This window comes from Xanthomonas sp. BRIP62411, from assembly GCF_003993525.1.
GTDB lineage: Bacteria > Pseudomonadota > Gammaproteobacteria > Xanthomonadales > Xanthomonadaceae > Xanthomonas > Xanthomonas euroxanthea.
Window position 1 is genome coordinate 147,471 of sequence record NZ_QEZI01000022.1, and the last position, 26,594, is coordinate 174,064.

Sequence of the window (26,594 nt, forward strand, 5' to 3'; positions counted from 1 at the left end):
AGGCCGGCATGTCCGACCCTGCCGGCCGGCGATGCGCGGCGTTGGCCCCTGATTCCTCTTCAATGGTTTTGTCAAAGATGCTTGTTTGGGTGACTGGTAAGCTGGCCGCACACCGCGTTGCGCGCTGCATGCATGACGCCTGCCGCTGGACGGCAGCACGCCCGGGCGCCGCATGAGCGCGCCGTTTCCTTATGGCCAGAGCGCCATGGCCCAGGCCGTGCGCGCATACGACTGGGCCGCAACCTCGCTAGGGCCGACCACGCAGTGGCCGTCGCCGTTGCGCAATGCCGTCAGCCTGATGCTCAGCTCGCCGGAAAGCATGTATGTGGTGTGGGGCGATGCGCTGACCTTTTTCTACAACGATGCGTATGCGCCCATCCTGGGGCCGCGGCAGCCGCACGCCCTGGGTGCGCCGTTGCGGGACTTGTGGGCCGATGCCTGGGAGGCCGTGCGTGCGCCGATCGAGGCCGCGTTCGCCGGGCGCGCCTCGCGCTTCGATGAAGTGCCGATCGGCATGAACCGCTACGGCACGCCGGAAGACACTTGGTGGACGTTCTCGTTCTCGCCGATTTATCTGGACGATGGACGCGTGGGCGGCGCGTTTTGCGTGACCAACGAAGTGACCGCCCGCAAGGTGGCGCAGAACCGGCTTGCCGATGAACACGAACGGCTGATCCGCTTGTTCGAGCAGGCGCCGATGTTCATGGCGTTCCTGGGCGGTCCGCAGCATCGGGTGGAATTTGCCAACCCGTGTTATTCGCGCCTGATCGGCCACCGCGACGTGATCGGCAAGCCCCTGGCCGAGGCCTTGCCCGATCTGGTCGAGCAGGGGCATCTGCGTCTGCTGGACGAGGTGTATCAGTCCGGGCGCGCCTACACGGCCAACGCGCTCGCCTACAACGTGCAGGTGGAGCCGGGCGGCGCGGTGGAGCGGCGCCTGCTGGATCTGGTCTACCAGCCGATCGCCGGTGCCGACGGCACCGTCTCCGGCGTCTTCGTGCAGGGCCTGGACATCACCGATCGCATCGGCCTGGAACGCGCGGTGCGCGAAGCCGAAGTGCGCAACCGGCAGATCCTGGACAGCGTGATGGACTACGCGATCATCGCCACCGACCTGTACGGCCTGGTGACGTCCTGGAACGAGGGCGCGCAGCGCATCCTGGGCTGGAGCGAGGCCGAGATGCTCGGCCAGACGCTTGAGCGCACCTTCACCCCGGAAGACGTGGAGCGCCGGCAGATCCTGATCGAGGCAGCGGCGGCGCTGGAAAGCGGTAGCGGCATGGACGAGCGCTGGCATGTGCGCAAGTCCGGCCAGCGCTTCTGGGCGAATGGTTCGCTGATGGTGCTGCGCGACGAAACCGGTGCGGCGATCGGCTTTGTCAAGGTGTTGCGCGACCGTACCGCCGAGCGGCTGGCCAGCGAAGCCTTGCGCAAGAGCGAGCGCCGGCTGGATGCGTTGGTGCGCGCGTCCTCGCAATCGATTTTTTCGGCCACGGCCGATTGGCGCGAGCTTCGCCAGCTGGTGGGCGAGGGCGCGCTGAGCGATGCGCTCTCGTCGAGCCTGAACTGGCAGCAGGAGATGGTGCACCCGGACGACCGCGCACGGCTGTCCGAAGCCATTGCGCATTCGATCGTCAACAAGTCCGGGCTGGATCTGGAATACCGCGTGCTGGATGCCGATCAGCAGGTGGGGTGGACCCTGATGCGCGCGATCCCCTTGCTGGACGAGCGCGAGCAGATCGTGGAGTGGTTCGGGACCGCTGCCGACATCACCGACAAGCGGCTGGCCGAACAGCAGCTGCGCCAGCTGACCGAAACGCTGGAAGAGCGTGTGCGCGAACGCAGCGCGGCGTTGTTGCTGGCCGAAGAGAAGCTGCGCCAGAGCCAGAAGATGGAGGCGGTTGGCCAGCTGACCGGTGGGCTGGCGCACGACTTCAACAATCTGCTGACCGCGATCAGCGTCGGCCTGGAGCTGTTGCAGACGCGGATCGAACAGGGCAAGTACGACCGCCTGGAACGCTATGTGGAGATGGCCCAATCCAGCGCCGCGCGCGCCACCGCGTTGACCCAGCGGCTGCTGGCGTTTTCGCGCCGGCAGACCCTGGCGCCCACCGCGCTGGAGGTGCAGGCACTGGTGCACGGCATGCACGACATCATCGCGCGCACGCTGGGGCCGTCGATTGCCTTGCGGCTGCGCCCCGCACCCGATGCCTGGAAAGTGCTGGTGGATGCACCACAGCTGGAAAACGCGCTGCTGAACCTGTGCATCAATGCGCGCGATGCGATGCCCGATGGCGGCGAGCTCACCATCGGTATCGCCAACCGGGTGTTGGAGGCCGAAGCCGCCCAGCAGCTGGACCTGCCGGTCGGCGAGTACGTGTGCCTGAGCGTGCAGGACACCGGCACCGGCATGAGCGCCGAGGTGATGTCCAAGGTCTTCGAACCGTTCTTCACCACCAAGCCGATCGGGCAGGGCACCGGTCTTGGGCTGTCGATGATCTACGGATTCACCCGTCAGTCCGGCGGGCACGTGCGGATCGACTCGGAGGTGGGCGTGGGCACCACGATGGCGCTGTACCTGCCGCGCTTCAACGGCGCGCTGCCGCAGGACGAGACGGTGCCGGCGAGCGAGCAACCGGTGCACTCGGCGGCGCAGAGCTGCACGGTGCTGCTGGTGGAAGATGAAACCGCGATCCGCGTGCTGATGTCCGAAGTGCTGGGCGAAGCGGGCTACCGTGTCATCGAGACCGCCGAAGGCAGCGCGGCGGTGGAGCGCCTGCGTTCGCAGGAAGCGATCGACCTGCTGGTGACCGACGTCGGCCTGACCGGCGGGTTGAACGGACGTCAGGTTGCCGACGCGGGCCGGCAGTACCGGCCGACACTGCCGGTGCTGTTCGTCACCGGTTATGCGGCAACGGCGGCGGTAGGCGCCGGGCAGCTGGACGAGGGCATGGAAGTGTTGACCAAGCCATTCCTGGCGGTCGACCTGGAGCGCCGTGTGGCGCAACTGCTGGAGCGCAAAGCGCCGTGACGCGGAGGTGGAGCACGTTGCGGGCGGTTGGGTGCGCCTACAGCGCGGTGCGCACGATGCCGAGCAGGTCACGCAAGGAAAATGGCTTGGTCAACAGGCGCATGCCGGTATCGAGAAAATCCGCGCGCTTGGCAATGGAGCCGGCGTAGCCGGTCATGAACACGATGGGCAATGCGGGATACAGACGGCGCGCGCTGTCTGCAAGGTCGCGCCCGTTCATGCCGGGCAGGCAGATATCGGAAAGCAGCAGATCGAACGGGCACGACCGGTTGAGCTGCTCCAGCGCCTGCTCGGCATCGGGCGAAGCGGTGACCTGATAGCCCTCGTCACCCAGGATATCGGCGGTCATCGCACGAATGGCTTCGTCGTCTTCGACCAGCAAGATACGGGCGTTACATGATGCGTGATTCACCGCAGTCCTCGAGCGATCGCAACCACGCGATGCACTTCAGCTGCAACGCTAGGCCTGCGCGCGTGACGAACGTGTCGGAACTGTCATAAAGCGCGGCACCGATCACGGCACGATGCCGGTAGTGCAGGTGCGCAGGGTGCGCCAAGCAAACTGATCGATTCACGCGCGCGCAGCGGCGCATGACGCGCCCGTGATAAATTTAGGTCCATGGGAAATCTGAAGCCGATGATCGCAAACCGCATTACGACTGGTACGACAGGGCTTGACACCATCTTGCGCGGCGGGCTGCCCCCCAACCGCCTGTACCTGCTGGAAGGCCAGCCGGGCTCGGGCAAGACCACAGCGTCGCTGCAGTTCCTGCTCGATGGCGCGGCCAAGGGCGAGAGCTGCCTGTACGTGACCTTGTCGGAAACCATCGACGAGCTCAACGAGGTGGCCACCTCGCACGACTGGTCGCTGGAGGCGCTGCATATCTTCGAGCTCGCTTCGGCTGAGGCGTTTCTGGGCGATGGACGCCAGCAGTCCATTCTGCACCCGTGGGAAATGGAGCTGGACGGCACCATCAAGCTGATCCAGGCCGAGGTGGACCGGGTCAAGCCGACGCGTGTGGTCTTCGATTCGTTGTCCGAGTTGCGCCTGCTGGCACAGGATTCGCTGCGCTACCGGCGCCAGGTGCTGGCGCTCAAGCAGTTCTTTGCGCCGCGCAATATCACCGTGTTTCTGGTCGATGACCTCACCGGCGAGAATGGCGAACGCGACGCGCATCTGCACAGCCTGTGCCATGGGGTGATTTCGCTGGAACGCATGACGCTGGATTTCGGTGCGGCGCGTCGGCGCATGCAGGTGCAGAAATTGCGTGGCGTGGATTTCATCGCCGGCTATCACGACATCACCATCACCACCGGCGGCATGCGGATCTATCCGCGTCTGATCGCCTCCGACCACCATGTGCCGTTCATTGGCGATGCGGTGTCCAGTGGCGTTGAGCGGGTCGATGCGCTGCTGCACGGCGGGCCGTTGCGCGGCACCAGCACGCTGTTGACCGGGCCTGCCGGGTCGGGCAAGACCAATATCGCGCTGCAGTACGTCACCGCCGCCTGCGAGCGCGGCGAGCATTGCTGCATCCTGGAGTTCGACGAGCGCACCGGCACCTTGCTGACGCGTGCCGAGAGTCTGGGCATGGATCTGCGCAAGTATCTGGACGCGGGCCTGCTGGAACTGCATCAGATGGATCCGGCCGAACTGACCCCGGGCGAGTTCGCCTGGGCGGTGCGCGCCAGTGTGGAAGAGCGCGATTGCCGCTTGCTGGTGATCGACAGCCTCAACGGCTATCTCACCTCGATGCCGCAGGAAAAGCAGTTGATGCTGCAGATGCACGAGTTGCTTTCCTATCTCAACCAGAGCGGCGTGACCACCTTCCTGGTCAATCCGCAGCATGGCCTGGTCGGCACGATGTCCACCGGCAACCTCAACATCTCCTACATGGCAGATACCGTCATCCTGTTCCGCTTCTTCGAGGCGCAGGGGCGCATCCGCAAGGCCTTGTCGGTGATCAAGAACCGCAGTGGCGCGCATGAGGATTCGATCCGCGAGTTGCGCATCGGGACGAGCGGTATCCATCTGAGCGAGCCGCTGGAGAAATTCCACGGCGTGCTGACCGGTACGCCGCACTTCGTCGGGGACGATACGCCATTGCTGGATCGTCCCCTTGACTACCTGTGACCTGGATGGATCCATCGTCCACATCATCGCGCCATTCGGCCGCGATGCGGAAAGCATTGCCGGCATCGTCGGCCAGCGCGGACTGACACGCCGGGTGTATGGCTCGCTGGCAGCGCTGGCGGACGACCTGCTCGATGCCTCCGGTGTGGTGGTGTTGACCGAAGAAGCGGTCGGCGGTGACCTGCAGCGGCTTTCGCACATCCTGCAGAGCCAGGCTGCCTGGTCGGATATTCCGTTCGTGCTGCTGCGTGCACCACGCGGCGCCCACGGCGGGCGCCAGGCCACGCTGCCGCCGGAAGTGACCAATGTCATCGAGCTGGAACGGCCGCTGAGTTCGTCGTCGTTGCTGAGCGCCATTTCCACTGCATTGCGCTCGCGACAGAAGCAGTTCGTGATCCGCGACCAGATGGCGCAGTTGGCCGAAAGCAAGACCGCACTGATGTCGAGCGAGGCCGAATTGCGCCGGGTCACCGACGCGCTGCCGGTGCTGATCGCCTTCATCGACAAGGACCTGGTGTACCGCTTTGCCAACCGCTCGTACGAGGACTGGATCGGCATCCCGCCTGCAGAAGTGATCGGGCAGCCCTTGGTGGACGTGGTTGGACCTGCGGTGGTGCAGGAGCGTCGCGCCTGGATCGAAGCCGCGTTGGCCGGGCAGGCGTTGACGGTGGAGGCGAGTTGGCCGCACGCCGACGGGCGCCGGCGGGATGCGGAGATCCGCTACATGCCGCGCCTGGATGCGGACGGTAAGGTGGACGGCTTTCATGTATTTGCCACCGACATCACCGCGCGCGCGCTGGCGCTGGAATCGATCCAGCAGCAGGCCAGTCTGCTCGAGATCAAGGTGGCCGAGCGCACCGCCGAGCTGCAGCAGCAGATGCTGGCGCGCGAGTCCAGCGAGGCAGCATTGCGCCAGGCGCAGAAAATGGAAGCAGTGGGCCAGCTGACCGGCGGCATCGCGCACGACTTCAACAACATGCTGACCGGCATCCTGTCGGCGCTGGATCTGGCGCGCCTGCGCATCGACCAGGGTCGCACCGAAGGGCTGGGCCGCTTCCTGGATGTGGCGTCGGCATCGGCCCTGCGCGCGGCCGCACTGACGCAACGGCTGCTGGCGTTTTCGCGCCGGCAATCGCTGGAAGCGCGGCACCTGCATCTGAACGATCTGGTGGTGTCGCTGCAGGAGTTGCTGGCGCGCACGCTGGGCGAATCGGTGCGCCTGGACACCGACCTGCAGGCCGACCTGCCGCAGGCGTATGTGGACGAAAACCAGCTGGAAAGCGCGCTGCTCAACCTGGCGATCAATGCCCGCGATGCGATGCCCGACGGCGGGCGGTTGCGCATCGCCACCCGCCAGTTGCAGGTCGAAGGGCAGCCGCTGGCACTCGGGCGCGGGGTGACGCTGGCGCCGGGCAATTACGCGGTGGTGTCGGTGACCGACAGCGGCGCCGGCATGCCGGCCGATGTGCTGGAGCGTGTGTTCGAACCGTTCTACACCACCAAGCCGATCGGGCAGGGCACCGGCCTGGGCATGTCGATGATCTACGGCTTCATGCAGCAGTCCAACGGGCAGGTATGGGTGGAATCCGAGCTGGGAAAGGGCACCACGGTGAGCCTGTATCTGCCGGCCGGTCTCCATCCGCAGGCGGTGTCGCCGCAGCCGCAAGCCGGCGCGGTGGTGGCCGGGCGCGGCCAGCAGGTGCTGGTGGTGGAAGACGACGAACAGGTGCGGCTGCTGGTGACCGAGCTGCTCAACGAGTTGGGCTATCAGGCCGATGTGGTTGCCGATGCCGATGCGGCGCTGCCGATCCTGGCCTCGCCGCGGCGGATCGATCTGCTGGTGACCGATGTGGGCCTGCCTGGACTGAACGGGCGCCAGCTGGCGGAGATCGCGCGGCAGTCGCGCGGCGATCTGCCGGTGATCTTCATGACCGGCTATGCGGAAACCGCGCGCGATCGCGGCGAGTTTCTTGCCGAAGGCATGAGCATGATCGCCAAGCCATTTACGCTGGGCGAGTTCAGCGGAAAGCTGCACGAGGTGCTGGGGCCGTCGGCCTGAGTGCGTCACGCGGTCGATTGCGGCCGCCGCCATGGCGGCGCTTCGGCCGGCTGGCAGCGTGGTGTCTTTGAACGCGGACACAGTCCGCAGCTGGCTTCAGGGCGCTGCACGCCTGGATTGCCGCGTGCTTGCCAGGGCTTCGGCCACGGCGATCTTGTCGGCCACCGCTTTCTGCATCGGCGAGCCGGCGTCGAGTAAGCCATGCAGATGGCGCCAGTGCGCGCTGGCTGCGCGGTAGTCGTGCTGCTGAAAGTCGCTGATGCCCAGCAGCCACAGGCCGCGTTGATGATCCGGCTCGCGTGCGACCACCTGTTGCAGGCGGGCGCGTGCGTCGGCGTCGATGGCGAAATCGCTGCGCGTGGCCATGTCCGCAGCCACCCAGCCGATCAGGGCAGCGCTGAGATCGGGCGCGATTTTCAGCGCTTGCGCATAGGCTTCACGCGCATCGGCGGGGCGGTTGTCCTGCTCGTGCGCTTTAGCTTGCTGCATCAACGCTTCCAGCCTCTGCTCCTGCGCAGCGTCAGCGGCAGCGTCGGCCTGGGCGGCCCGCGTTTGCTCAGCACCGGCAATGGACGGCGGCGCGGCGGCCGGTTGCGCCAGGGGCTGCGCCGCCGCGTACACGCGCCGCGCGATCGCCTCCGGCGTGCCCACCAGCCGATACAGACCGGCCGTGGCGATGGGCACGCCGAGCACCAGGGCAATCGGCAAGATGTAGCGTGCGTTGCCATTGCGCGTGGGCTGGCGCAGCAACGGCGTCAGCAACAACAGCAAGGCAACCACCACCAGCGCGGCGCTTGCGACATAGAAACCGGTCGTCACCATTCTTCCTCCGCCGGCGGCGCCACCGGGGTGCCGGCGCGCGCACGTTTGCGCACGGTATGGAGCACCACGCCCGCACCGGCGCCCAGCAGCAGCAAGGGGCCGAACCACAGCAGCCAGGTGCCGCGCTTGACCGGCGGGTCGTACAGCACGAAATCCGAATAGCGATCGACCATGTACTGCTTGATCTGCGCATCGCTCCTGCCGGCCTGCAGTTGCGCAAACACCTGATGGCGCAGGTCACGCGCCAGTGCGGCGTTGGAGTCGGCCAGGTTCTCGTTCTGGCACACCAGGCAGCGTAGCTGTGCGGTCAGGCGCTGGTAGCGCGCTTCGTCGCTGCGGTTCTTGAACGGCAGCGGGTCCACCGCCTGCGCCGCCAGCGGCGGTGCAAGCAGCGCGCCCAGCAGCAGCACCAGCAGCAAACGCAATGGCCGGCCCTGCATGCGCCAGTACCAGCGCCATGCGCGGCGCGCCGCCATCACGGCGTGGTCCTGGGCAATGCGGCGATGGCGGGCAGCAGCGCGTCGTCGATGACCTCGGGCGTGAGCACGCCGATGTGCTTGTAGCGGATCACGCCTTGCGCATCGATCAGGAAACTTTCCGGTGCGCCGTAGACGCCGAAGTCGATCGCGGTCTGGCCGGTTTCATCGGCGATGACCAAGGCATAGGGGTTGCCATGTTGCGCAAGCCAGGCGGTGGCGTCGGCAGGCGCGTCCTTGTAGTTGTAGCCGATCAGCGGCACCCCGAGCCGGCTGGCGCGGGCCATCAGCACCGGATGTTCGTGCACGCATTCGGCGCACCAGCTGCCGAACACATTGAGCACGTAGGCCTTGCCCAGCAGCTGATCGCGGCTGACGCGTTGCCCGGGCTGATCCAGCAGCGGCAGCGAGAACGCCGGCGCCGGCTTGCCGATCAACGGCGAGGGCACCTCGCGCGGGTTGTGCTGCATCGTCCAGTAGATGCCGAAGCCGAACAGCGCCGCCAGCAACAGGAAACCCAGCAAGGGCAGCAGGCGGTTCATGCGTGCGATTCCTGTGCGGTGACCAGGGCGCCGTGTGCCGGTGCCGTGGCCGCCGTGCCGGCGAGGGCCGGCGCACGGAAACGGCGGGCGCAGGCGCTGACAAAACCGCCCAGCATCATCAAAAGGCCGCCGGCCCAGATCCAGCGGATAAAGGGTTTGTAGTACAGCCGCAGCGTCCAGTCGTATTCGATGTGTTGATCGTCCAGCGGCTCGCCGAGTGCGACATACAGATCGCGCGTGATGCCGGGGTCGATCGCCGATTCGGTCTGGATGCGCTCGCTGCTGTACAGGCGTTTTTGCGGATGCAGTTGCGCCACCACCTGGCCATCGCGGCTGACCTGCACGCTGCCTTGTTCGGCCTTCCAGTTCGGCCCGTCGATCAATTGCACGCCATCGAAGCGGAAGGCGTAGCCGGCGATCTCGGCGGTCTGCCCGGGTGCCAGGCGCACGTCGCGTTCGACCGACAGGCTTTCGGACACCAGTACGCCGGCCACGAACACCGCCACGCCCGCATGCGCGAGCAGCATGCCGGCCATTTCCGCCGGAAAGCGCCGGCCGCGCGGCATCTCGCGCCAGCGCTTGTGCATGTACAGCGCGGTGCCGGCTGCCACCCACGCGGCGACCCCGATCCCGGCAATCGCCTTGACCTGGCCATCGGCAAACAGGCTGCCGACCAGCGCGCAGGCAATCGCGGCGATGCCGGCGCGCGTGCCCAGTGCCCGCAACGGCGCCGCCTCGGCCTTGCCCCAACGCAGGTAGGGGCCGAACGGCAGCAACAGCATCACCGGCACCATCAGCAGCGGGAACAGCAAGCCGAAGTAGGGCGGCCCCACCGACACCTTGCCCAGGCCGAAGGCATCGGCCACCAGCGGAAACAAGGTGCCCAGCAACACCATCGCCGCGGCCACGGTGAGCAGCAGGTTGCCGATCAGGATCGCGGTCTCGCGCGAGGCGGCGGCGAACGGTTTGCCGCTGGCGATCCTGGGTGCGCGCAGCGCGTACAGCAGCAACGAGCCGCCGACCACGGCGATCAGGAAGATCAGGATGTACAGGCCGCGGCGCGGATCGGCGGCGAAGGCATGCACCGAGGTCAGCACGCCCGAGCGCACCAGGAAGGTGCCCAGCAACGACAGCGAGAACGCCAGGATCGACAGCAGGATGGTCCAGGCGCGCAGGCTGCCGCGTTTTTCGGTGACCGCCTGGGTGTGGATCAGCGCGGTGCCGACCAGCCACGGCATGAAACTGGCGTTTTCCACCGGGTCCCAGAACCACCAGCCACCCCAGCCCAGTTCCGCGTATGCCCACCAGCTGCCGGCAACGATGCCGGCGGTGAGGCAGGCCCAGGCCACGTTGGTCCACGGCCGCGCCCAGCGCACCCAGGCCTGTTCCAGTTCGCCGCCGAGCAGGGCCGCCACCGCGAACGCGAACGCCACCGAGAACCCCACATAGCCGGTGTACAGCACCGGCGGGTGGAAGGTCATGCCCGGATCCTGCAGCACCGGATTGAGTTCGTTGCCATCCAGCGGAATTGGCGACAGCCGCCCGAACGGATTGGAGGTCAGCAGGATGAAGGCCAGAAAGCCCAGCGACACCAGCCCCAGCACCGCCAGCACGCGCGCGGCGAACTGCTGCGGCAGATGCCGGCTGAAGGCGGCCAGCAGCACCGTCCAGGTCGAGAGGATCGCGATCCACAGCAGCAGCGAGCCTTCGTGCGCACCCCACACCGCGGCGAAGCGGTAGTACCAGGGCAGGGCGGTGTTGGCGTTGTCGGCGACATAGCGCACCGAAAGATCCAGCGACAGCAGCGACCAGGCGAGCAGGCCGAACGCCATCCACACGAACAGCGCCTGGCCGACCGCGGCAGGCCGCGCAATGCCCATCAACGCGGTGTTGCCGCGCCAGGCGCCGACCAGCGGCAACACGCCCTGGGCGAGCGAGAGCAGTAACGCCAGGATCAGTGCGGTCTGGCCGAGTTCAGGCGTCATGGGCGAATCGCATCGTGCAGCGAAGAGAGATCATCGATTGCTGGAACACCGTGCGCGTCGCATCAGCGCGGCGCAGACAGCGGCACGGCGGTGGCGGGCATCGGCTTGCCGACATGGCCTTCGGCCATCGCGTCCTTCAGTTCCTTCGGCATGTAGGTTTCGTCGTGCTTGGCCAGCACTTCATTGGCGACAAAGCGCCCGCCCTGCATGCGCCCGTTGGCGATCACCGACTGGTTGTCGCGAAACAGGTCCGGAAGAATGCCGGTGTATTCGACCTGCGTCGCGGCGTGCTTGTCGATCACGGTGAAATGGACGGTGAGGCTGTCGGTGGCGCGCTGGATCGAGCCGGCCTTGACCATGCCGCCGAGGCGGAACTGCTGATAACTCGCCGCTGCGCCGGCATGCACCTGGCTGGGCGTGAACAGGTAGCTCATGTTCCGTTGCAGTGCGAGCACGATCAACGTGACCGCCAATACGGCGGCGGCGAGTGCGCCGAGCACCAGCCACAGGCGTTGCTTGCGGGTGGCGTTCATGGGGCCTCACGCTCCAGCGGCACTGCAGACGCTACATCGCGTGGGCGCCGCGGCGTCTGCCGTTGCAGCTGGCCGCGCAGTTCGCGCGGCAGGCGGCGCCGACGCAACCACGGCGATGCCAGATCGGCCAGCAGCACCAGCACGAACACGGCGTACGCGGTCCACACGTATTGCCCGTAACCGCCCATCGCCAGCAGGGTCGTCATGCGGTGCGCTCCGTCAGCACGATGCGGCGCGCCCAGTCCTTGCCGCTGTCCAGGGCGAGCAGGTCCACGCGCACGCGGCCGAACAGGCTGGCCACGTAGTAGCACTTGGTGGCCAGCAGCATCGTCAGCAGCGGCCACAGCATGTCTGCGCTCATCGTGGAGGGGCCGAGCAGGCGCACGGTGGAGCCCTGGTGCAAGGTGTTCCACCACACCACCGAGTAATGCACGATCGGCAGATTGACCAGGCCCACCAGCGCGAGCAGCCCGGCCGCGCGCATCGCCTGGCGGCGCTCTTCCACTGCGTGGTACAGGCCGAGCACGCCCAGATACAGGAACAGCAGCAGCAACTCGGAAGTCAGCCGCGCATCCCAGGTCCACCAGGTACCCCACATCGGCTTGCCCCACAGCGCGCCGGTGCACAAGGTGATGAAGGTGAAGGCCGCGCCGATCGGCGCCGAGGCCATGGTCACCACCTCGGCCAGCTTGATCCGCCATACCAGCGCGATGAACGCCGCCACGCCCATCGCCGCGTAGATGAAAAGACTCATCCAGGCGCTGGGCACGTGGATGAAGATGATGCGGTAGGCGTCGTGCTGCTGGTAATCCGGCGGCGCCAGCACCAGCCCACCGTAGGCGGCCACCGCACCCAGCAACAGCGCCAGGCCCAATGCCCACGGGCGCACGCGTCCGGCGACGCGATAGAAGACGGGCGGCGAGCTGAGCTTGTGCAGCCACAGGGGAATCCACTTGGCCATGCCGGTGTCGTCAGTTGGAATGTCGGGCGGGAGGCGCCAGTGCCTGCACGGCGGCGCCGGCATTGACCTGCAACTGGCCGTCGGAGATCTTGCTGGTGCGCTGCATCAGCTCGCGCAGTGCCTTGGCATCGAGCGAGGGCGACAGCGACAGCAGCAACGCGACCATGCCGCTGACATGCGCGGTGGCCATCGACGAGCCGGAGGTGAAGTCGTAGCGGCCGTTCGGCTGGGTGGTCAGGATGTCCTTGCCGGGGGCGCTGAGCACGCCGGGCATGGCGGCGCTGGAGCTGCTGCTGCGGACCACCAGCACGCCCGGCACATCGTTGGGAAAGCCGTCCAGGCGCCCGTTGGGCGGCATTGCGGTGACCACGATGCGCCCTTGCTGCACCAGGTGCTGCAGCATCTTGCTCAGCAGCGGGTCGGCCGGGCCGCCCAGGCTCAGGTTGATCACGCGCGCGGAGCTGTTGTTGATCGCCGCCAGCGCCTTGGCCAGGGTGAAGGTGTTGCAGCGTGCGGTGGCGCCGACGCTGGGCGCATACCAGCAGGCCTTGTAGATGCTCAGCATGGCCTTGGGCGCCATGCCGACGATGCCTTGATGGTTGTTGCTGCCTGCGGCGATGATGCCGGCCACTTCGGTGCCGTGCGAGTCGCTGCTGGTCATCACCGGCGCGTCGTCGACCAGGTCGTGCACATCGCGGATGCGTGTCTTCAGGTCGGCATGGGTGGTGTCCACGCCGGTATCCACCACCGCCACCACCACGCCGCGGCCCTGGGTGACGGTCTGCGCGCTGGCCGCATCGGTGGCGATGAAGCCGCGTTGCAGATCCACGTACGGGTCGTTGTAGCCGGACAGCGCGGTGGTCTTTTCCGACGCGTCGGCGGAAAACACCGAGAAATCCTGCACCGGCTGCACCAGCTCCACGCCGTCGTCGTCGGCCAGCGCAGTGACCAGTTCGTCGCGCGACACGCCCGGTGGCGGCTGCAACACCGCGCAGTACAGGCCAAGCGAGGTGATCGGCCAGCCGGCGACTTCGCGCAGCTTGTAGCGCTGCTTGAGCGCTTCCATGCGCGCGGCCGCCTTCTGGCCGGCGCCGTAGTAACTGGAGGCGTAGCCGATCAGGCTGGAACCGGCGCGCGCCGGCGGCGCACTGAGCGGGTTGGCCACCGCCAGCAGGATGTCGCGGCTGCTGTCGGGCGTCTGCGCATCGGCTGCCGGTGGCGTGCTGCTGCCGGCGGCGACGACCTGCGCCGGCTCCTGCGCTGCGGCCTGCACGCTGGTGTGCGTGCCAAGGCCGATGCATGCGGCGATCACGCCGATGGCGAGCATGCGCTTCATGGCGCGGACACGATCTCGGCCATCCGGATGCCGGGGTTGGCGCGCAGCTGTTGCACGGTCCGCTGCGGCTGGGCCGGCGGTTGCAGTGCGGCCGGCACCACGGTGTAGGCGCCCATGTCGTTGGGCCCGCCGATCACCTGCAACTGCTGCGCATGCAGCAGGCGGTCCCAGTCGGCCACGGTCATCCTGGCGTCCGGCACCACCCGGATGGCGCCTTGCGGCACCGGCTGGGCGGTGGCGCTGCTGAGCGTGCGGTAGTCGTGCGAGGGCGCCGGCGCGGCCAGCTTGACGCCCATGACGCCCAGGCCGATCGCCTGCACCAGGGCCGCGGCCGCCAGGGCACGGACCGTCCAGCTGCCGGAGCGGCGCGCTGCCGGCGGCGGCGCAGGCGCGCTGGTCTGCTCCGGCGCATCCAGCCGGCCGAGCAGGCGCTGCAGGCCGGCGTCGGGGTCCAGCTTCACCGCCGACGGCAGTGCCAGCGCCTGGCGCAGGCGGTTCTGCTGGGCGAACTCGGCACTGCACGAGGCGCACTTGGCCACATGCGCGATCAGCCAGGTGTTCTCTTCCTCGGTGGCGCTGTCGAGCAGGACCGCGGGCATCAGTTCCCAGGCGTGCGAGCATTCCTTGCCGGGCGCGATGAAAAACGTCTTCATTGCATGGTCTCCGTATAGGGGGCGCCGCCGGCCAGGCCGGGCAGCACATTGCGTAATTTGACCCGCGCATGGAACAGCCGGGCCTTGATGGTGCCCACCGGGCACTGCATGATCTCGGCGACTTCTTCCAGCTTGTGGCCGACGCCATAGACCAGTTCGATCACCAGGCGCTGGTCCGGCGACAGCCGTTCCATGCCCTTGTCGAGCCAGTCGCGCAGTTCGCGGTCGTCGTTGTCGTCGGCGCTGGGGGCGTGGTCTTCCACCATGGCGGTATCGTCGATGGCCTCGCCGTCGTGCTGGCGCAGGCACTTGAGGCCGCAGCGGTAGGCAATGCCCATGATCCAGGTCGAGACCTGCGAATCGCCGCGGAAGTCGCCGGCCTTCTGCCAGGCGATCCAGAAACAGTCGTTGATGGCTTCCTCGATGATGTCCGGGCGCCGGGTCAGGCGCGACAGGAACCGGCACAGCCGGCCGTGATAGCTGGTGTACATGGTGGACAACGCGGCGCGATCGCCCGCCGCCATGCGGCGCAGCAGCATGCGATCGGTGGCATCACCCAGGGTGTCGGAATCATTCATCAAGGCACGCACGGCAGAGGACACCTCTAGGTGCCCGGGAGCGGGCAAAAGGTTGCGGGTGGATCAGAACGCGCGCGACACCATGCCCACCCACGGCGTTTCGCCGGGGCCGCCCTGCGCACGCGGGGTGTTGCTGCTGGTCAGCACCCGGTCCAGCTTCACGGTCCATGCGGCGTGGTTCCATTTCAGGCCCAGTTGCCCATACCGATAGCGGCCGGAACTCTGGGCACCGTAGGTCATGGCCGGGAAGTCGGAGATGCCGGCGCCTGCCGAGAGGCTGACACTGGCCGACAGCGGCACGCTGGCGGTGACATCGATCACCTTGTTCCAGGGCGAGCGCTGCGCACGCGGGAAATTGAAGGTGGACAGCGAGAACGTGAACATGTCGCGGTAGGACCACGCCAGGCTCGCTTCCTGGCGGTCGAAGGTGCGCGACTGGCGGTCGGCGGGGTAGGCGTAATACAACAGGCTGGCCTGCATCTGCCAACGGTCGTCCAGCATCCAGGCGCGTGCGCCCTGGGCAGTCACCGCCACCGGCCGGCTCAGCGAGGGCGACTGCAGCGCCGTGGACACCGAGACCGACCAGCCGGGGGAGGGCAGCCAGTAGCCGGCTGCCTGCAGGGTGACGCGGTTGGGGGCGACCGAGATGCCGCGGTCGATCAGGGTCGAGGCCACGGCGACCGCGCCGCCGAGGTTATCCGCCAGCGCGTTGCCGCACGGGCCCAGCACCAGCGCCAGCAACAGACTGCGGCGCAACGGCGCGCGGTGGTGCCGCCCGCAGCGCAGAGACGTGCAGGGCAGGCCTGGCGACAACACGCCCGGCGGCGTCGGGCGTGCACCGATCGCGCCCCACTGCTGCCCGCCGCAGGCGCAGCGGCGTCGCGGTCGTAAGGGGGCGTGCTGGGCGGGTGACACGGTGGGCAAGGGCGTAGGACGTCGGCACAGGGCGGGGCGGGATAGTCACCCATCACGCAGGACGAGACCGCCGCGGCTGCGACGGTTTCGTCCGTATACGCGAAGGGACCGGTTCAGGCAACGCGGCCCGGCACACATGTGCAGTGCTGGTCCGGGGGGCGGTGCTGGACGCGGACACTGCGGCCGGCCGGCTGTACGCTGCTTGAAGCGGGCATCCCTCTCCACCGGCGGCGCCGTCAGGCCGGTGCCGGGACCGCCCTGGGGCAGGCATCCCGCGCCGGGGTGCCGGCGCGGCCGGTCCGTCGCCTGCCGGACGGTCTCAATGCAGGGTAGCGAGGTAGGCGATCAGCGCGTCCAGTTCCTTTTCGTCCTCCAGCCCTTCGTACTTCATCTTGGTGCCCGGCAGGGCCTTCTTGGAGTCCTGCTTCAGGAATGCCTTCAGGCTGTTTGCATCCCAGACGCCCTTGTTCGGCATCAGGTCCGTCGAGCGGCCCTTGAGCACGGCCGAATAAGCTTTGAGGTCGGGCGAGTAGCCGCTGAAATCGGCCACGCTGCCGGGAGGGCGGTTGACGATGCCAAACAGGGACGGGCCCTTCTTGTTCTTGCCCTGGGTGGCGCTGTGGCATTCGGCACATTCGCTTGCGAACACGCTCTTGCCATCGGCGGCCCGCGCCGGGGCGGTCAGGGTGGCGCCGGCCAGCAGCAGGCCGGCCAGCGAAGCGCACAACAGGGTCTTGGGAAATGAAGGCATGGGAGTCCGTACGGTTGCGTGCAACAGGGGAAATCAGAACGCCAGGTTCACCGACAGCGTGAAGCTGTCGAGGTCGCGCGGATTGGTGATCGGCGGTCCGCGGAACACGTTGGAGGTGCTGCCGTTGAACTTGTCGAAGCGGAACCAGCCAGCCGACACGCGCAGGTTGGCATTGGTGGTGTAGGTGCCTTCGCGCCCGAACGGGCTCCAGTACACCAGGATCAGATTGCTGGTGGTGTCGGGGATGCCGACCGGCGAATAACGCGCTGCATCGAACGAACCGGTGTTGATCATGTGCGCGGCCAGCACGCCGTAGGTCTGCTTGAACGCGTAGTTCATGCTGATGGTCTGGTCGCGCACGCTGCCACGGTCGAGTGCGGGCATGGTCGGGTCGGACGGAACCAGCGGGCTGCCGTATCTGCGGCGCTCGTAGATGTTGACGTAAGCCAGCGACAGCACGTGTTCGCGGGTGCCGAGGAATTGATACGTCAGGTCGTAGCCGAGATCGGTGAGGTCATCGCTGGGCCCGGTGCGCGGACGCTGGCGGCGCGTGTTGAGCGCGGTCAGGCCCACCGAGAAGAACTGGCGCTTCATGTCCTTCATGTAAGCAAGACGTGCATAGCTGGTGTCGCTGAGCTTGCCCGGGTCGCCATTGATCGGCCAGCCGAGCCGATCCTGCGCCGAGGGCGACAACGCGCTGTAGCTGCCCACTTCGCCGTACCAGTTCTTGTCGTACAGCCCGTACACGCTGGCACCGATGACGCGGTTGGACAGGGACGAGGAGCTGAGCATGGTGGACGCGCCGCCATTGGATGCCGGCGTCAGGGTGGACGCATTCGGCAACACATGCACCGGGTCGGAAATGCCCGGATTGTTGTTGACGCTGACGCCGAGCATGGTGTCCTTGCCGGCCATCTGGAACGGTTTGCTGACAAAGCGCAGGTCCACATCGTCCAGGCGCGTATCGAAGGTGGCGTTGCCGCTGTTGTTGGAGCGGATCTTGGAGTAGCCGCCGATGTTGTCGTTGACCCGGCCGGCCAGGTACAGGTCGGCCTGGGTCAGCCGCGCGGTGCTGTCGCCGCGGCTGGGATTGTTGCGCGCCCAGGTCAGCTGGCCGGACACCGGAATCTTGGTGCCTTCGCCATTGGTATCGGTGAAGCCGCCAAGCTTGAAGCGCATGCCGTAAGGCGTGAGCGACGGGCCGTAGGAACCGATGTGGCAATCCGCGCAGGACGAGCCTGTCTGGCGCGCGAACGAGGGGATCGCCTGGGCGTGCGTGCTGGCCAGCAGCAGCAACGGGCCGGACACGCACAACAAGGACGTCAGGGAGGCGGGACGCGGGGCGGTGCGACGCGGAGCGGGCTGGGGAGCAGGCATGGAAAGTCCTTGTTCGACAGTGCGGGATGCAGCGGTGCGGGAACGGGCGAGGAAACGGGTCACAGAGGGCGGCATGCGGTGGCTCATGCGCGCTTGCCCGGCAGCACGCGACGCAGCAGGCCGTCGCGCAAGACCAGGTGATGCCAGAGCGCGGCGCCGATATGCAGCAGCACCAGCGCCAGCAGCGCCCAGGCGGCATTCAAGTGCCACATGCCCAGGGTGTCGCCGAGGTCACCATCGGGTGCGACCAACGCGGGCAGCGGGATGCCGAAGAAATACACCGTCTTGCCGAAGGCACCGCTCAGCGCCCAGCCCAGCAACGGCAACGCGAGCATCAGCCCGTACATCGTCACATGCGTGGTACCAGCGGCCAGGCGCATCGGCAGCGAGGCGGGCGGGCCGGGTGGCAGCGTGCGCAGGCGCAACCGCAAACCGACCCGCAAGGCGAACAACACCAGGACCAACAGGCCGAAGTGGCGGTGACCTTCCAGCAGCCACTGGCGCAGTGCGCGGCCATCCAGTTCGGCGCGCAGCAGGATCAGCGTGGCCGCCATGGCCAGGCACAGCACGGTAAGCCAGTGCAGGACACGCATGGAAGTTGGCAGCGGCAGCACGCGCGCTGCTGCGGGCGCCTGTTCCGGCAGCGGCATGGGGCCTGCGCCGCTGGCGGACGCGCTGGCGGGCGGCTGGGGGGATGGACTCATCTGATCTGTCTTCCGGTGGTGGTCGTTGGTTCCGGCAGTGCGCTGCCAGGCCTGGCTCCCCACGCCGGCCGAACGGCGGCCAGGTGAACGTGCACCGATATGTGCGGCGATGTCGGAGAAAGGTTGCGTTGCAGTCGGCATTTCGCTCGCATGCGCCGCACATCGCGGTGCTGCGGCGTGCGCAACTGCGCTTGTGCGCACCTGGCTTCGCAGTGCCGTGACCACGCGCAACCTTTCGCGCATCCCGGCGCACTCAGGCATGTCGCACTACGTGCAGTCAGCGGTTACGCCCTTCCGATCATGGCCATCGAACGCATCCAGTTGCATACCCACGGCGACGATCGCGGACTGCTCATTTCGTTGGAGCAGCAGCGCAATGTCCCGTTCGAGATACGTCGCGTGTATTACCTGTTCGGCACCCGCAACGGCGTCCATCGCGGACAGCATGCACACCGTCAGCTCAACCAGCTGGCGGTGGCCTTGCATGGCTCGGTGACGATCCTGCTGGATCAGGGCGACGGCCACGGCCAGCAGGAAGTGGTGCTGGACGATCCATCGCAGGGCCTGCTGCTCGGCCGCATGGTGTGGCGCGACCTGCATCGCTTCAGCCCCGACTGCGTGCTGATGGTGCTGGCCGACCAGTTCTACGATCCCGCCGACTACATTCTGGACTACGACCAGTTCCTCAGCGAGGCGCGCGCTGGCAGCGGCCTGGAAGCACGCAGGTTGGAAGCATGAGCGTGCACAAGCCACTGGTGATCATTGGCGCAGGCGAGTTTGCGCAGATCGCCTGCGAGTATTTTCAGCACGACAGCGACTACACCGTGGCGGCCTTCAGCGTGGAGCGCGACTTCCTGCTGCGGCCCACGCTGGCCGAGCTGCCGGTGGTGGCCTTTGAGGAGCTCGAACAGCGTTATCCGCCCGCGCAGTACGAGGTCTTCGTGGCCATCCCGGCCACGCGGCTCAACCGCCTGCGGACGCGCTTTTTTCAGGACATGCTGCGGCGCGGCTATCGCTGCGCCAGCTACGTCAGTTCGCGTGCGTTCGTCTGGCGCAATGCGCAGATCGGCGCCAACTGTTTCCTCTTCGAGGGCAATGTCATCCAGCCGTTCACCCGGATCGGCGACAACTGCATCCTGTGGAGCGGCAACCATATCGGTCACCGCACCGTGGTGCAGGACAATGTCTTCATCGCCTCGCACGCGGTGATTTCCGGCTATTGCGAGATCGGCCGCGGCAGCTTCATCGGTGTCAACGCCACGCTCAGCGACAAGGTGCGCATTGCCGCGGACAACATCATCGGTGCCGGCGCGCTGGTCACCCGGCATACCGAACCCGAGCGCGTCTACGTGGGCTCGCCGGCGCGCGCGGTGGCCGGCAGGTCTAGCTTCGACGTGGCGCTGTGAGCATGTTTGCCTGGACCAAGCGCGGCCTGGTCTTCGATGTCGCGCGCGATGGCGTGGGCGGCTGGATGCAGCACGCCGCGCTGACGCCGACGCCGCACCGGCTGTCGGCGCAGGTGCTGCGGGTCTATGCAGGCTTTCGCGATGCACAGGGGGTGAGCCGGATCGGCTATGTGGACGTGCGCGCCGATGCGCCGACGCAGATCGTCGGCGTGAGCCGGCAGCCGGTGCTGGATATCGGCCGCGATGGCTGTTTCGACGACAACGGCATGATTCTGGGCGATGTCGTGGCCGGGCCGGATGGGCTGTACATGTTCTACGTCGGTTTTCAGCGTGTGGCCAAGGCCAAGTTCCTGGCCTTCACCGGGCTTGCGGTGTCCCGCGATGGCGGCGAGCGTTTTGAGCGCCGGCAGGACACCCCGCTGCTGGATCGCGCCCCCGGCCGCAGCACGATTGCCGCGGTGCATTCGGCACGTTTCGAGGATGGGCGGTGGCGGCTGTGGTATGCGGTGGGCGACGATTGGGAAACCATCGGCGGCCAGCCGTATCCGCGCTACCACATCCGCTATGCGGAGACCGAGGATCTGCGCCATCTCCCTGCCGAGGATGTGGTGTGCCTGCGTCCGCAGGGCGACGAATACCGCATCGGCCGTCCACGCGTGTATCGCCTGGGCGGGCGCTATCTGATGTATTTCACCCGCGGCGACACCCACGGTGGCTACTTCCCGGGTGTCGCGTTCAGTGGCGACGGCGTGCAGTGGCAGCGCGATGACAGTCAACTGGGGCTGCAGCTGTCCGAGCACGGCTGGGATGCGCACACGCTCTGTTATCCGGCCTTGATCCAGCAGCATGATCGGGTGTTGATGTTCTACAACGGCAATGCAATGGGGCAGGCCGGCTTCGGCCTGGCTGATGCCGTGTTGCCGTCGGAGCTGCAGGGGCGCCATGTTTTCGGTTAGGCCGTACCAGGCCAGTGATGCGCCTGCCTGGGATGCACTGGTGGCGTCCTCGCGCAATGGCAATGTCCTGCATCGACGCGGCTACATGGACTATCACGCCGACCGCTTCGTGGATGCGTCATTGCTGATCGAGCGCGGTGGCGAAGTGGTGGCGGTGTTGCCGGCGAACCTGGAAGGCGACTGCGTCAGTAGCCACGCCGGCCTGAGCTATGCGGGCCTGCTGTCGTCGCGGGCCTTGCGCGCGGGCGCCACCTTGCAGGTCTTCGAACAGATCGCCGCGCACTACCGCGCGCACGGGGTGCGCGAACTCGTGTACAAGCCGGTGCCGCATATCTTTCACGCGTATCCGGCCGAAGAGGACCTGTATGCCCTGCATCGCGTGGGCGCCCAGCTGTACCGGCGCGATCTGTCGTCGGCAATTGCATTGCGCGAGCCGTTTGCGTTCAGTGCCGAACGCCGACGGTCGCTGGTCAAGGCGGGCAAGGCCGGTGTACAGATCCGGGTCGGTACCGGGCTCGACGAATTTCATGCCCTGCTGACCCAGGTATTGCAGCGGCATCAGGTGGCGCCGACCCATCGGCTGGACGAGCTGCAATTGCTGCAACACCGGTTTCCGCAGCAGATCGTGCTGCACGAGGCGCGTGCCGACGGGGAGCTGTTGGCGGCAGCGCTGGTGCTGGATTTCGGTCGCAGCGTGCATACCCAGTATCTGGCGGTCTCCGCGCGCGGTCGCCAGCTGGATGCGCTGAGCCTGCTGCTGGCCGAACTGATCACCCAGGTGTATGCGCAGCGCTATTACTTCAGCTTCGGTAGTTCGACCGAACAGGCTGGCCGGGTGCTCAACGACGGTTTGGTCGAACAAAAGGAGCGCTTCGGCGCGCGTGCCGTGGTACAGGACTTCTATCGGTGGATGCTGTAATGGATGTGCCGTTCTTGGATTTGCGCGCGGTCAATGCGCGCTATGCCGATGCGCTGAAGCTTGCTGCGGCGCGGGTGATCGATGCCGGCTGGTATGTGCTCGGGCAGGAGCTGGCCGCATTCGAGGAAGAATTCGCCAGTTACTGCGGCGCGGCGCAGGCGGTGGGTGTGGGCAACGGGCTGGATGCGTTGTCGCTGATCCTGCGCGGCTATCGCGAGCTGGGCGTGTTGCGCGAGGGCGATGAAATCATCGTGCCCGCCAACACCTTCATCGCCACCTTCCTGGCGATCAGCCAGAACCACCTGGTGCTGGTGCCGGTGGAGCCGGACCCTGCGACCTTCAACATTGATCCGGCCAGCGTGGAGAAGGCGATCGGTCCGCGGACGCGCGCCATCATGGCGGTGCATCTGTATGGGCAGTTGGTCGACATGCCGGCGCTACAGACGCTGGCGCATCGCTACGGGCTGCTGCTGATCGAGGATGCCGCGCAGGCGCATGGCGCCAGCGCGCAGGGGCGCCGTGCCGGTGCCTTCGGCGATGCGGCGGCCTTCAGTTTCTTCCCGACCAAGAACCTCGGGGCGCTCGGCGATGCTGGCGCGGTGGTGACCTCGGATGCGCGCCTGGCCGAGCGTATACGCGCGCTGCGCAATTATGGTTCGCAGGTGAAATATCACCACCTCTGCCAGGGCGTGAATTCACGGCTGGACGAGATGCAGGCGGCGTTCCTGCGGGTCAAGCTGGGCTATCTGGACGATGAGATCGCCCGCCGCCGCGCGGTGGCGCAGCGCTACCTGCACGGCATCGACAACCCCTTGATCACGCTGCCCACGGTGGTGGCCGAGGCGCAGCACGTCTGGCATCTGTTCGTGGTGCGCAGCACCCAGCGCGATGCCTTGCAGGCGCATCTGCTGCGCGCGGGCATCCAGACCCAGATCCATTACCCTGTGCCGCCGCACCGGCAGCCGGCCTACACCACCTTGGGCGATGCCTGCCTGCCGGTGAGCGAGCGGCTGCACCGCGAGGTGCTGAGCCTGCCGATGGGGCCTGCGCTGGACGATGCCTCGGTTGCGCGTGTGATTGCCGCATGCCAGTCGTTCGGCACCGCTGCATGAATCTCGTGCGCAGCAGCGCCTACACCGGCGTTGCGACGCTGGCCAAGCTGCTGGCCGCGCTGGTGGTGGTGAAGCTGGTGGCGGTGTACGCCGGCCCGCAAGGGGTCGGCCGCCTGGGCCAGTTCCTCAATCTGATGTCGGTGCTGGCGGTGCTGGCAGGTGGCGGCATCAGCGCGGGCATCGTCAAGTACGTGGCCGAATATCGCGACGATGCCGCTGCGCTGGCACGTCTGCTCAGCGCGGCGCTGTGGTACGCCTTCTGCGCAGCTTGCGTGATGGCGGTGCTGGCGTTGCTGTTCAGTGGCGCCATCGCCGAGCGCCTGCTCGGCGATGCGGCGTACCGGCCGCTGATCTGCGTGGTGGCCGTGGCGCAGCTGGGCATTGCACTGGTCAACTACATCCTGGCGGTGATCAACGGCTTCATGGACGTGCGCCGCCTGGCGTTGGTGCAGGTCAGCGGCGCAGTGCTGAGCGTGGTACTGGTGGCATGGTTGTCCAGCCGGGCACAGTTGCAGGGCGCATTGCTGGCGCTGGTGCTGGGCCAGGTGCTGTGGTTGCTGGCCGGCGTGCCGGCGCTGCGGCGCAGCCGTTATTTTCGGCGCGACATGTTGCGCATGCGCTTCGATGCGCAGATGACGCGCAGGCTGGCGGCCTTCTCGGTGATGACGCTGACCGCCACGCTGGTGCCGCAACTGGTGGCCATCCTGGTGCGCGACCATCTGGCGCTGCAGTTCGGCTGGCAGCAGGTGGGTTACTGGCAGGCGGTGAGCCGGGTGTCGGATGCGTATTTGCTGTTCTTCACCACCGCCATCAACGTGTATTACCTGCCCAAGCTGGCATCGCTGCAGCAGCGCGCAGCGCTCGGGCGCGAGCTGCGGACCGCGTATCGCCATGTGATGCCGGCGGTGATCGTCATGGCGCTGGGCGTGTATGTGAGTCGCGATTGGGTGACCTGGCTGTTGTTTGACGCCCGGTTTGCCCAGGCCACGCCGCTATATGCCCCGCAGTTGCTGGGCGATGTGATCAAGATCGCGGCCTTCGTGCTGTCGTACGTAATGCTGGCCAAGGCGATGACACGGCTGTTCGTGATCTCCGAATGCGTGTTTGCCGCCAGCTACCTGGCGCTGGTGTACCTGTTCACCGCCCAGTGGGGGCTGATCGGTGCGATGTATGCCTTCGTCGCCAACTATGTGCTGTATCTACTGTTCAACATCGTGGTGGTGCGTCGTTATCTGGTGCAGCCGGCATGAGCGATTCCACCCGTCCCACGCGGCGTGCGCGCTGGCCGTTGGTGTCGGTGCTGATTCCGGCCTTCAACCACGAACGCTTCGTGCAACGCTGCCTGGACAGCGTGCTGGAAGACCCGTACCCGTGTAAGGAACTGGTCATCATCGACGATGGCTCCAGCGACGCGACCGGCGAGAAGATCGTGCAGTGGATCGCTTCCCACGGCCACCGGCTGCCGGTGCAGTTCGTCCAGCGCGCCAATCGCGGTGTGGCGGCTACACTCAACGAGTTGGCGCTGCGCGCGCGGGGCGATTACCTGCGGCTGGGCGCAAGCGACGATTATCTGCTGGCCGGCGGGCTGGACGCACAGGTGCGCTACCTGCGAGCGCATCCGCAGAAGCTGGCCGTGATTGGCGATGCCTGCGTGGTCGATCAGCATGGGCAACTACTGCACGCCAGCGCCATGCGTGACCTGCATCGGGTGGATGTCGATCTGTACCGCTCCGCGTCCGGCATCCGCCGTGCGGTGATCCAGCAATGGGCGGTCGGCGGCGCAGTGGCGTTGCTGCGCCGCAGTGCCTTCGATGCGCGCGCCGGCTGGGACGAATCGTTGCGGATCGAAGACTGGGACTTTTTCCTGCGCCTGGCCGCACGTGATGCGCTGGGCTTTATCGACGTGCCAGTGTGTGCCTACCGCCTGCACGGCAGCAATCTCAGCAAGACCGCGGACGTGCGCACGCGGATTGCCAACTTGAGCGAATCGCGTCAGGTGGCAGTGCGCTGTGCGGAGTTGTTCGACGCGCCCGAGCGCAGCTTGCTGCGCGCGCAAGCGCACTACATCGCGGCCAAGGTGGCCTTCCTGCAGCGCCGGCCGCACAGGGTGGTCGGGCACCTGCTCGCCTATGCCTGGTCGTCGCTGCCAGCCAGGTGGCGGCCCGGGCAGGCGCGCGGCGCAGCGAAGCCGGCATGAGCACGCTATTACGCCGGCCGGCGACCTATCTGGCACTGCCGATGCTGCTCAGCTGCGCGCTGACGCTGCTGACCTACAGCTTGCCCGGCGGTTATGCGGATGGCATCGCGCTGCTGGCCATCGCCGCCGCTGCGACCTGCGTGCTGGACGCCATGCTGCGCATACAGTTGCCTGCGGTGGAGCGCTTTCGCGCCTACCGCTATGCCGGCACCCGCGACGCGTTCGTGGTGATGACGCTGGCGGCGGTGGTGACGGTGTTCTGCATCGTGGATGTGGCGCTGTTTCCGGTTCCGCTGTTCAGCGATCCGTCCTCGTATGCCACCTTGAGCCCGTTGCGCGCGCATGTGCGGCACATCTCCAACATGTGCTGGATCCTGCCGCCGATCGCGCTGCTGTGCGTGCGTCATCGCGGCCTGCGCGCGGCGATGGTGGTGCTGGGATTCGTGTTCCCGATCATGGTGATCGACCGCAACCGCATCTTTGCCGGGCTGTTTTCGTTCGTGCTGGTGATGCTGTTGCGCCGCGACCCGGCGCGCCGCCTGCCTTGGAAGACCATCGGCCTGCTGGTGCTGGCCGGCGGCGGGGTGTTTTCCATCCTCGGCGCACTGCGTTCCGGCTCGCTGGCCACGGTCGCCCTGCCGTTCAGTGCCGTGTATCGCGCCATGCCGCAGGGCGTGCAGTGGTTGCTGCTGTACATCAGCGCCGGGCCGTACAACTTCGGCGCGATCCTGGCAAAGGGGTATGTCAACGCCAGCTTCCTGGTCAATCAGCTGGTGCCGTTCAGTGGCTCGATCGCCACCGCCGGCACCGGCATCCCGCTGGATGCCCCCAATATCAATGTGGGAACCGAATTCTTCCCGTTCCTGATGGCCTGGGGCGCGCCGGGTGCGTTGCTGGCGCTGCTGGCGTTGTATGCAGGGCTGGTGTGGAGCGTGCGCCTGCTCGACAGCTGCCTGTCGATCTTCCATGTGCTGATCTTCCTGCGCATCGCCTATGCCTGCCTGATGTCGCCGTTCGCGCCGCAGGCCTTCACCTGGACCAATTTCGGCTTCATCGCGCTGTGCCTGGTGCTGCATGCCGGCACGGTGCTGCTGCCCAACCGCAATGCCGCACCCACCGCTGCTGCGTAATGCGCGGCAGCTTCGTT

26 protein-coding genes are annotated in these 26,594 nt (G+C 66.9%); 11 read left to right on the forward strand and 15 right to left on the reverse strand.

The genetic code is table 11. The features are described 5' to 3' along the window. Window positions 1–172 precede the first annotated feature (172 nt). Window positions 173–3,031: a PAS domain-containing protein gene (locus tag EO139_RS17355; protein WP_126971628.1), complete on the forward strand. Its 2,859-nt coding sequence runs from the start codon at window positions 173–175 to the stop codon at window positions 3,029–3,031. 37 nt (window positions 3,032–3,068) lie between these two features. On the opposite strand, the gene EO139_RS17360 is transcribed toward EO139_RS17355, so the two are convergent. Continuing rightward, on the reverse strand, window positions 3,069–3,413 hold the full coding sequence (locus EO139_RS17360) for a response regulator (protein ID WP_104582847.1): 345 nt from the start codon (window positions 3,411–3,413) through the stop codon (window positions 3,069–3,071). 237 nt (window positions 3,414–3,650) lie between these two features. Here EO139_RS17360 and EO139_RS17365 point away from each other — a divergent pair, with 237 nt between their 5' ends. Both EO139_RS17365 and EO139_RS17370 read left to right on the forward strand, forming a co-directional pair. Then, on the forward strand, window positions 3,651–5,165 hold the full coding sequence (locus EO139_RS17365; RefSeq protein WP_104582848.1) for an ATPase domain-containing protein: 1,515 nt from the start codon (window positions 3,651–3,653) through the stop codon (window positions 5,163–5,165). Further along, window positions 5,152–7,224, forward strand: a complete 2,073-nt coding sequence (locus EO139_RS17370) for a PAS domain-containing sensor histidine kinase (RefSeq protein ID WP_126971630.1) — start codon at window positions 5,152–5,154, stop codon at window positions 7,222–7,224. Before EO139_RS17365 ends, EO139_RS17370 begins: the two co-directional genes overlap by 14 nt. A 96-nt stretch (window positions 7,225–7,320) precedes the next feature. On the opposite strand, the gene EO139_RS17375 is transcribed toward EO139_RS17370, so the two are convergent. The 14 genes from EO139_RS17375 to EO139_RS17440 form a co-directional block, all read right to left on the reverse strand. Then, window positions 7,321–8,046: a C-type cytochrome biogenesis protein gene (locus EO139_RS17375; protein ID WP_104582850.1), complete on the reverse strand. Its 726-nt coding sequence runs from the start codon at window positions 8,044–8,046 to the stop codon at window positions 7,321–7,323. After that, window positions 8,040–8,522, reverse strand: coding sequence for a cytochrome c-type biogenesis protein (locus EO139_RS17380; protein WP_104582851.1), 483 nt, complete (start codon window positions 8,520–8,522; stop codon window positions 8,040–8,042). The genes EO139_RS17375 and EO139_RS17380 overlap by 7 nt, the downstream gene beginning before the upstream one ends. Then, entirely contained in the window at window positions 8,522–9,064 is a 543-nt protein-coding gene (locus tag EO139_RS17385; protein ID WP_104582852.1) for a DsbE family thiol:disulfide interchange protein, read from the reverse strand. The genes EO139_RS17380 and EO139_RS17385 overlap by 1 nt, the downstream gene beginning before the upstream one ends. Next, window positions 9,061–11,049, reverse strand: a complete 1,989-nt coding sequence (locus EO139_RS17390) for a heme lyase CcmF/NrfE family subunit (protein ID WP_126971632.1) — start codon at window positions 11,047–11,049, stop codon at window positions 9,061–9,063. Before EO139_RS17390 ends, EO139_RS17385 begins: the two co-directional genes overlap by 4 nt. A 62-nt stretch (window positions 11,050–11,111) precedes the next feature. Next, window positions 11,112–11,582: a cytochrome c maturation protein CcmE gene (ccmE, locus tag EO139_RS17395; protein WP_119128377.1), complete on the reverse strand. Its 471-nt coding sequence runs from the start codon at window positions 11,580–11,582 to the stop codon at window positions 11,112–11,114. Beyond that, on the reverse strand, window positions 11,579–11,788 hold the full coding sequence (gene ccmD / locus EO139_RS17400) for a heme exporter protein CcmD (RefSeq protein WP_126971634.1): 210 nt from the start codon (window positions 11,786–11,788) through the stop codon (window positions 11,579–11,581). Before ccmD ends, ccmE begins: the two co-directional genes overlap by 4 nt. Next, on the reverse strand, window positions 11,785–12,543 hold the full coding sequence (ccmC, locus tag EO139_RS17405) for a heme ABC transporter permease CcmC (RefSeq protein WP_126971636.1): 759 nt from the start codon (window positions 12,541–12,543) through the stop codon (window positions 11,785–11,787). Before ccmC ends, ccmD begins: the two co-directional genes overlap by 4 nt. Before the next feature lie 10 nt (window positions 12,544–12,553). Beyond that, entirely contained in the window at window positions 12,554–13,879 is a 1,326-nt protein-coding gene (locus EO139_RS17410; protein WP_126971638.1) for a S8 family serine peptidase, read from the reverse strand. Continuing rightward, window positions 13,876–14,532, reverse strand: a complete 657-nt coding sequence (locus tag EO139_RS17415; RefSeq protein WP_164739900.1) for a zf-HC2 domain-containing protein — start codon at window positions 14,530–14,532, stop codon at window positions 13,876–13,878. Before EO139_RS17415 ends, EO139_RS17410 begins: the two co-directional genes overlap by 4 nt. Beyond that, complete coding sequence (locus EO139_RS17420) at window positions 14,529–15,110, reverse strand: sigma-70 family RNA polymerase sigma factor (protein ID WP_104582859.1); 582 nt, start codon at window positions 15,108–15,110, stop codon at window positions 14,529–14,531. Before EO139_RS17420 ends, EO139_RS17415 begins: the two co-directional genes overlap by 4 nt. Before the next feature lie 63 nt (window positions 15,111–15,173). After that, entirely contained in the window at window positions 15,174–15,896 is a 723-nt protein-coding gene (locus tag EO139_RS17425) for a hypothetical protein (RefSeq protein WP_164739913.1), read from the reverse strand. A gap of 448 nt (window positions 15,897–16,344) precedes the next feature. After that, window positions 16,345–16,776 (reverse strand): c-type cytochrome, encoded by a 432-nt coding sequence (locus EO139_RS17430; protein WP_104648502.1) that lies wholly within the window; start codon window positions 16,774–16,776, stop codon window positions 16,345–16,347. A gap of 33 nt (window positions 16,777–16,809) precedes the next feature. Then, a complete protein-coding gene (locus tag EO139_RS17435) occupies window positions 16,810–18,153 on the reverse strand; it encodes a cytochrome C (RefSeq protein ID WP_126971640.1) in 1,344 nt (447 codons plus the stop codon). A gap of 83 nt (window positions 18,154–18,236) precedes the next feature. Continuing rightward, a complete protein-coding gene (locus EO139_RS17440; RefSeq protein WP_206515161.1) occupies window positions 18,237–18,803 on the reverse strand; it encodes a cytochrome b/b6 domain-containing protein in 567 nt (188 codons plus the stop codon). Between the two features lie 354 nt (window positions 18,804–19,157). Here EO139_RS17440 and EO139_RS17445 point away from each other — a divergent pair, with 354 nt between their 5' ends. The 8 genes from EO139_RS17445 to EO139_RS17480 are packed head-to-tail and all read left to right on the forward strand — an operon-like array spanning window position 19,158 to window position 26,577. Further along, on the forward strand, window positions 19,158–19,595 hold the full coding sequence (locus tag EO139_RS17445; RefSeq protein WP_104582862.1) for an FdtA/QdtA family cupin domain-containing protein: 438 nt from the start codon (window positions 19,158–19,160) through the stop codon (window positions 19,593–19,595). After that, window positions 19,592–20,263, forward strand: a complete 672-nt coding sequence (locus tag EO139_RS17450; protein WP_126971642.1) for an acetyltransferase — start codon at window positions 19,592–19,594, stop codon at window positions 20,261–20,263. Before EO139_RS17445 ends, EO139_RS17450 begins: the two co-directional genes overlap by 4 nt. Window positions 20,264–20,265: 2 nt before the next feature. After that, the gene (locus EO139_RS17455) at window positions 20,266–21,219 is read left to right on the forward strand and encodes a hypothetical protein (protein WP_115676759.1); all 954 of its coding nucleotides are present in this window, start codon (window positions 20,266–20,268) and stop codon (window positions 21,217–21,219) included. After that, on the forward strand, window positions 21,206–22,138 hold the full coding sequence (locus EO139_RS17460) for a GNAT family N-acetyltransferase (protein ID WP_126971644.1): 933 nt from the start codon (window positions 21,206–21,208) through the stop codon (window positions 22,136–22,138). The genes EO139_RS17455 and EO139_RS17460 overlap by 14 nt, the downstream gene beginning before the upstream one ends. After that, window positions 22,138–23,250: a DegT/DnrJ/EryC1/StrS family aminotransferase gene (locus EO139_RS17465; RefSeq protein WP_104648507.1), complete on the forward strand. Its 1,113-nt coding sequence runs from the start codon at window positions 22,138–22,140 to the stop codon at window positions 23,248–23,250. The genes EO139_RS17460 and EO139_RS17465 overlap by 1 nt, the downstream gene beginning before the upstream one ends. Further along, on the forward strand, window positions 23,247–24,500 hold the full coding sequence (locus EO139_RS17470) for an O-antigen translocase (protein WP_126971646.1): 1,254 nt from the start codon (window positions 23,247–23,249) through the stop codon (window positions 24,498–24,500). Before EO139_RS17465 ends, EO139_RS17470 begins: the two co-directional genes overlap by 4 nt. Continuing rightward, on the forward strand, window positions 24,497–25,447 hold the full coding sequence (locus EO139_RS17475) for a glycosyltransferase (protein ID WP_126971648.1): 951 nt from the start codon (window positions 24,497–24,499) through the stop codon (window positions 25,445–25,447). The genes EO139_RS17470 and EO139_RS17475 overlap by 4 nt, the downstream gene beginning before the upstream one ends. Then, entirely contained in the window at window positions 25,444–26,577 is a 1,134-nt protein-coding gene (locus EO139_RS17480) for a hypothetical protein (protein ID WP_104582960.1), read from the forward strand. The genes EO139_RS17475 and EO139_RS17480 overlap by 4 nt, the downstream gene beginning before the upstream one ends. The last annotated feature ends 17 nt before the right edge of the window (window positions 26,578–26,594 follow it).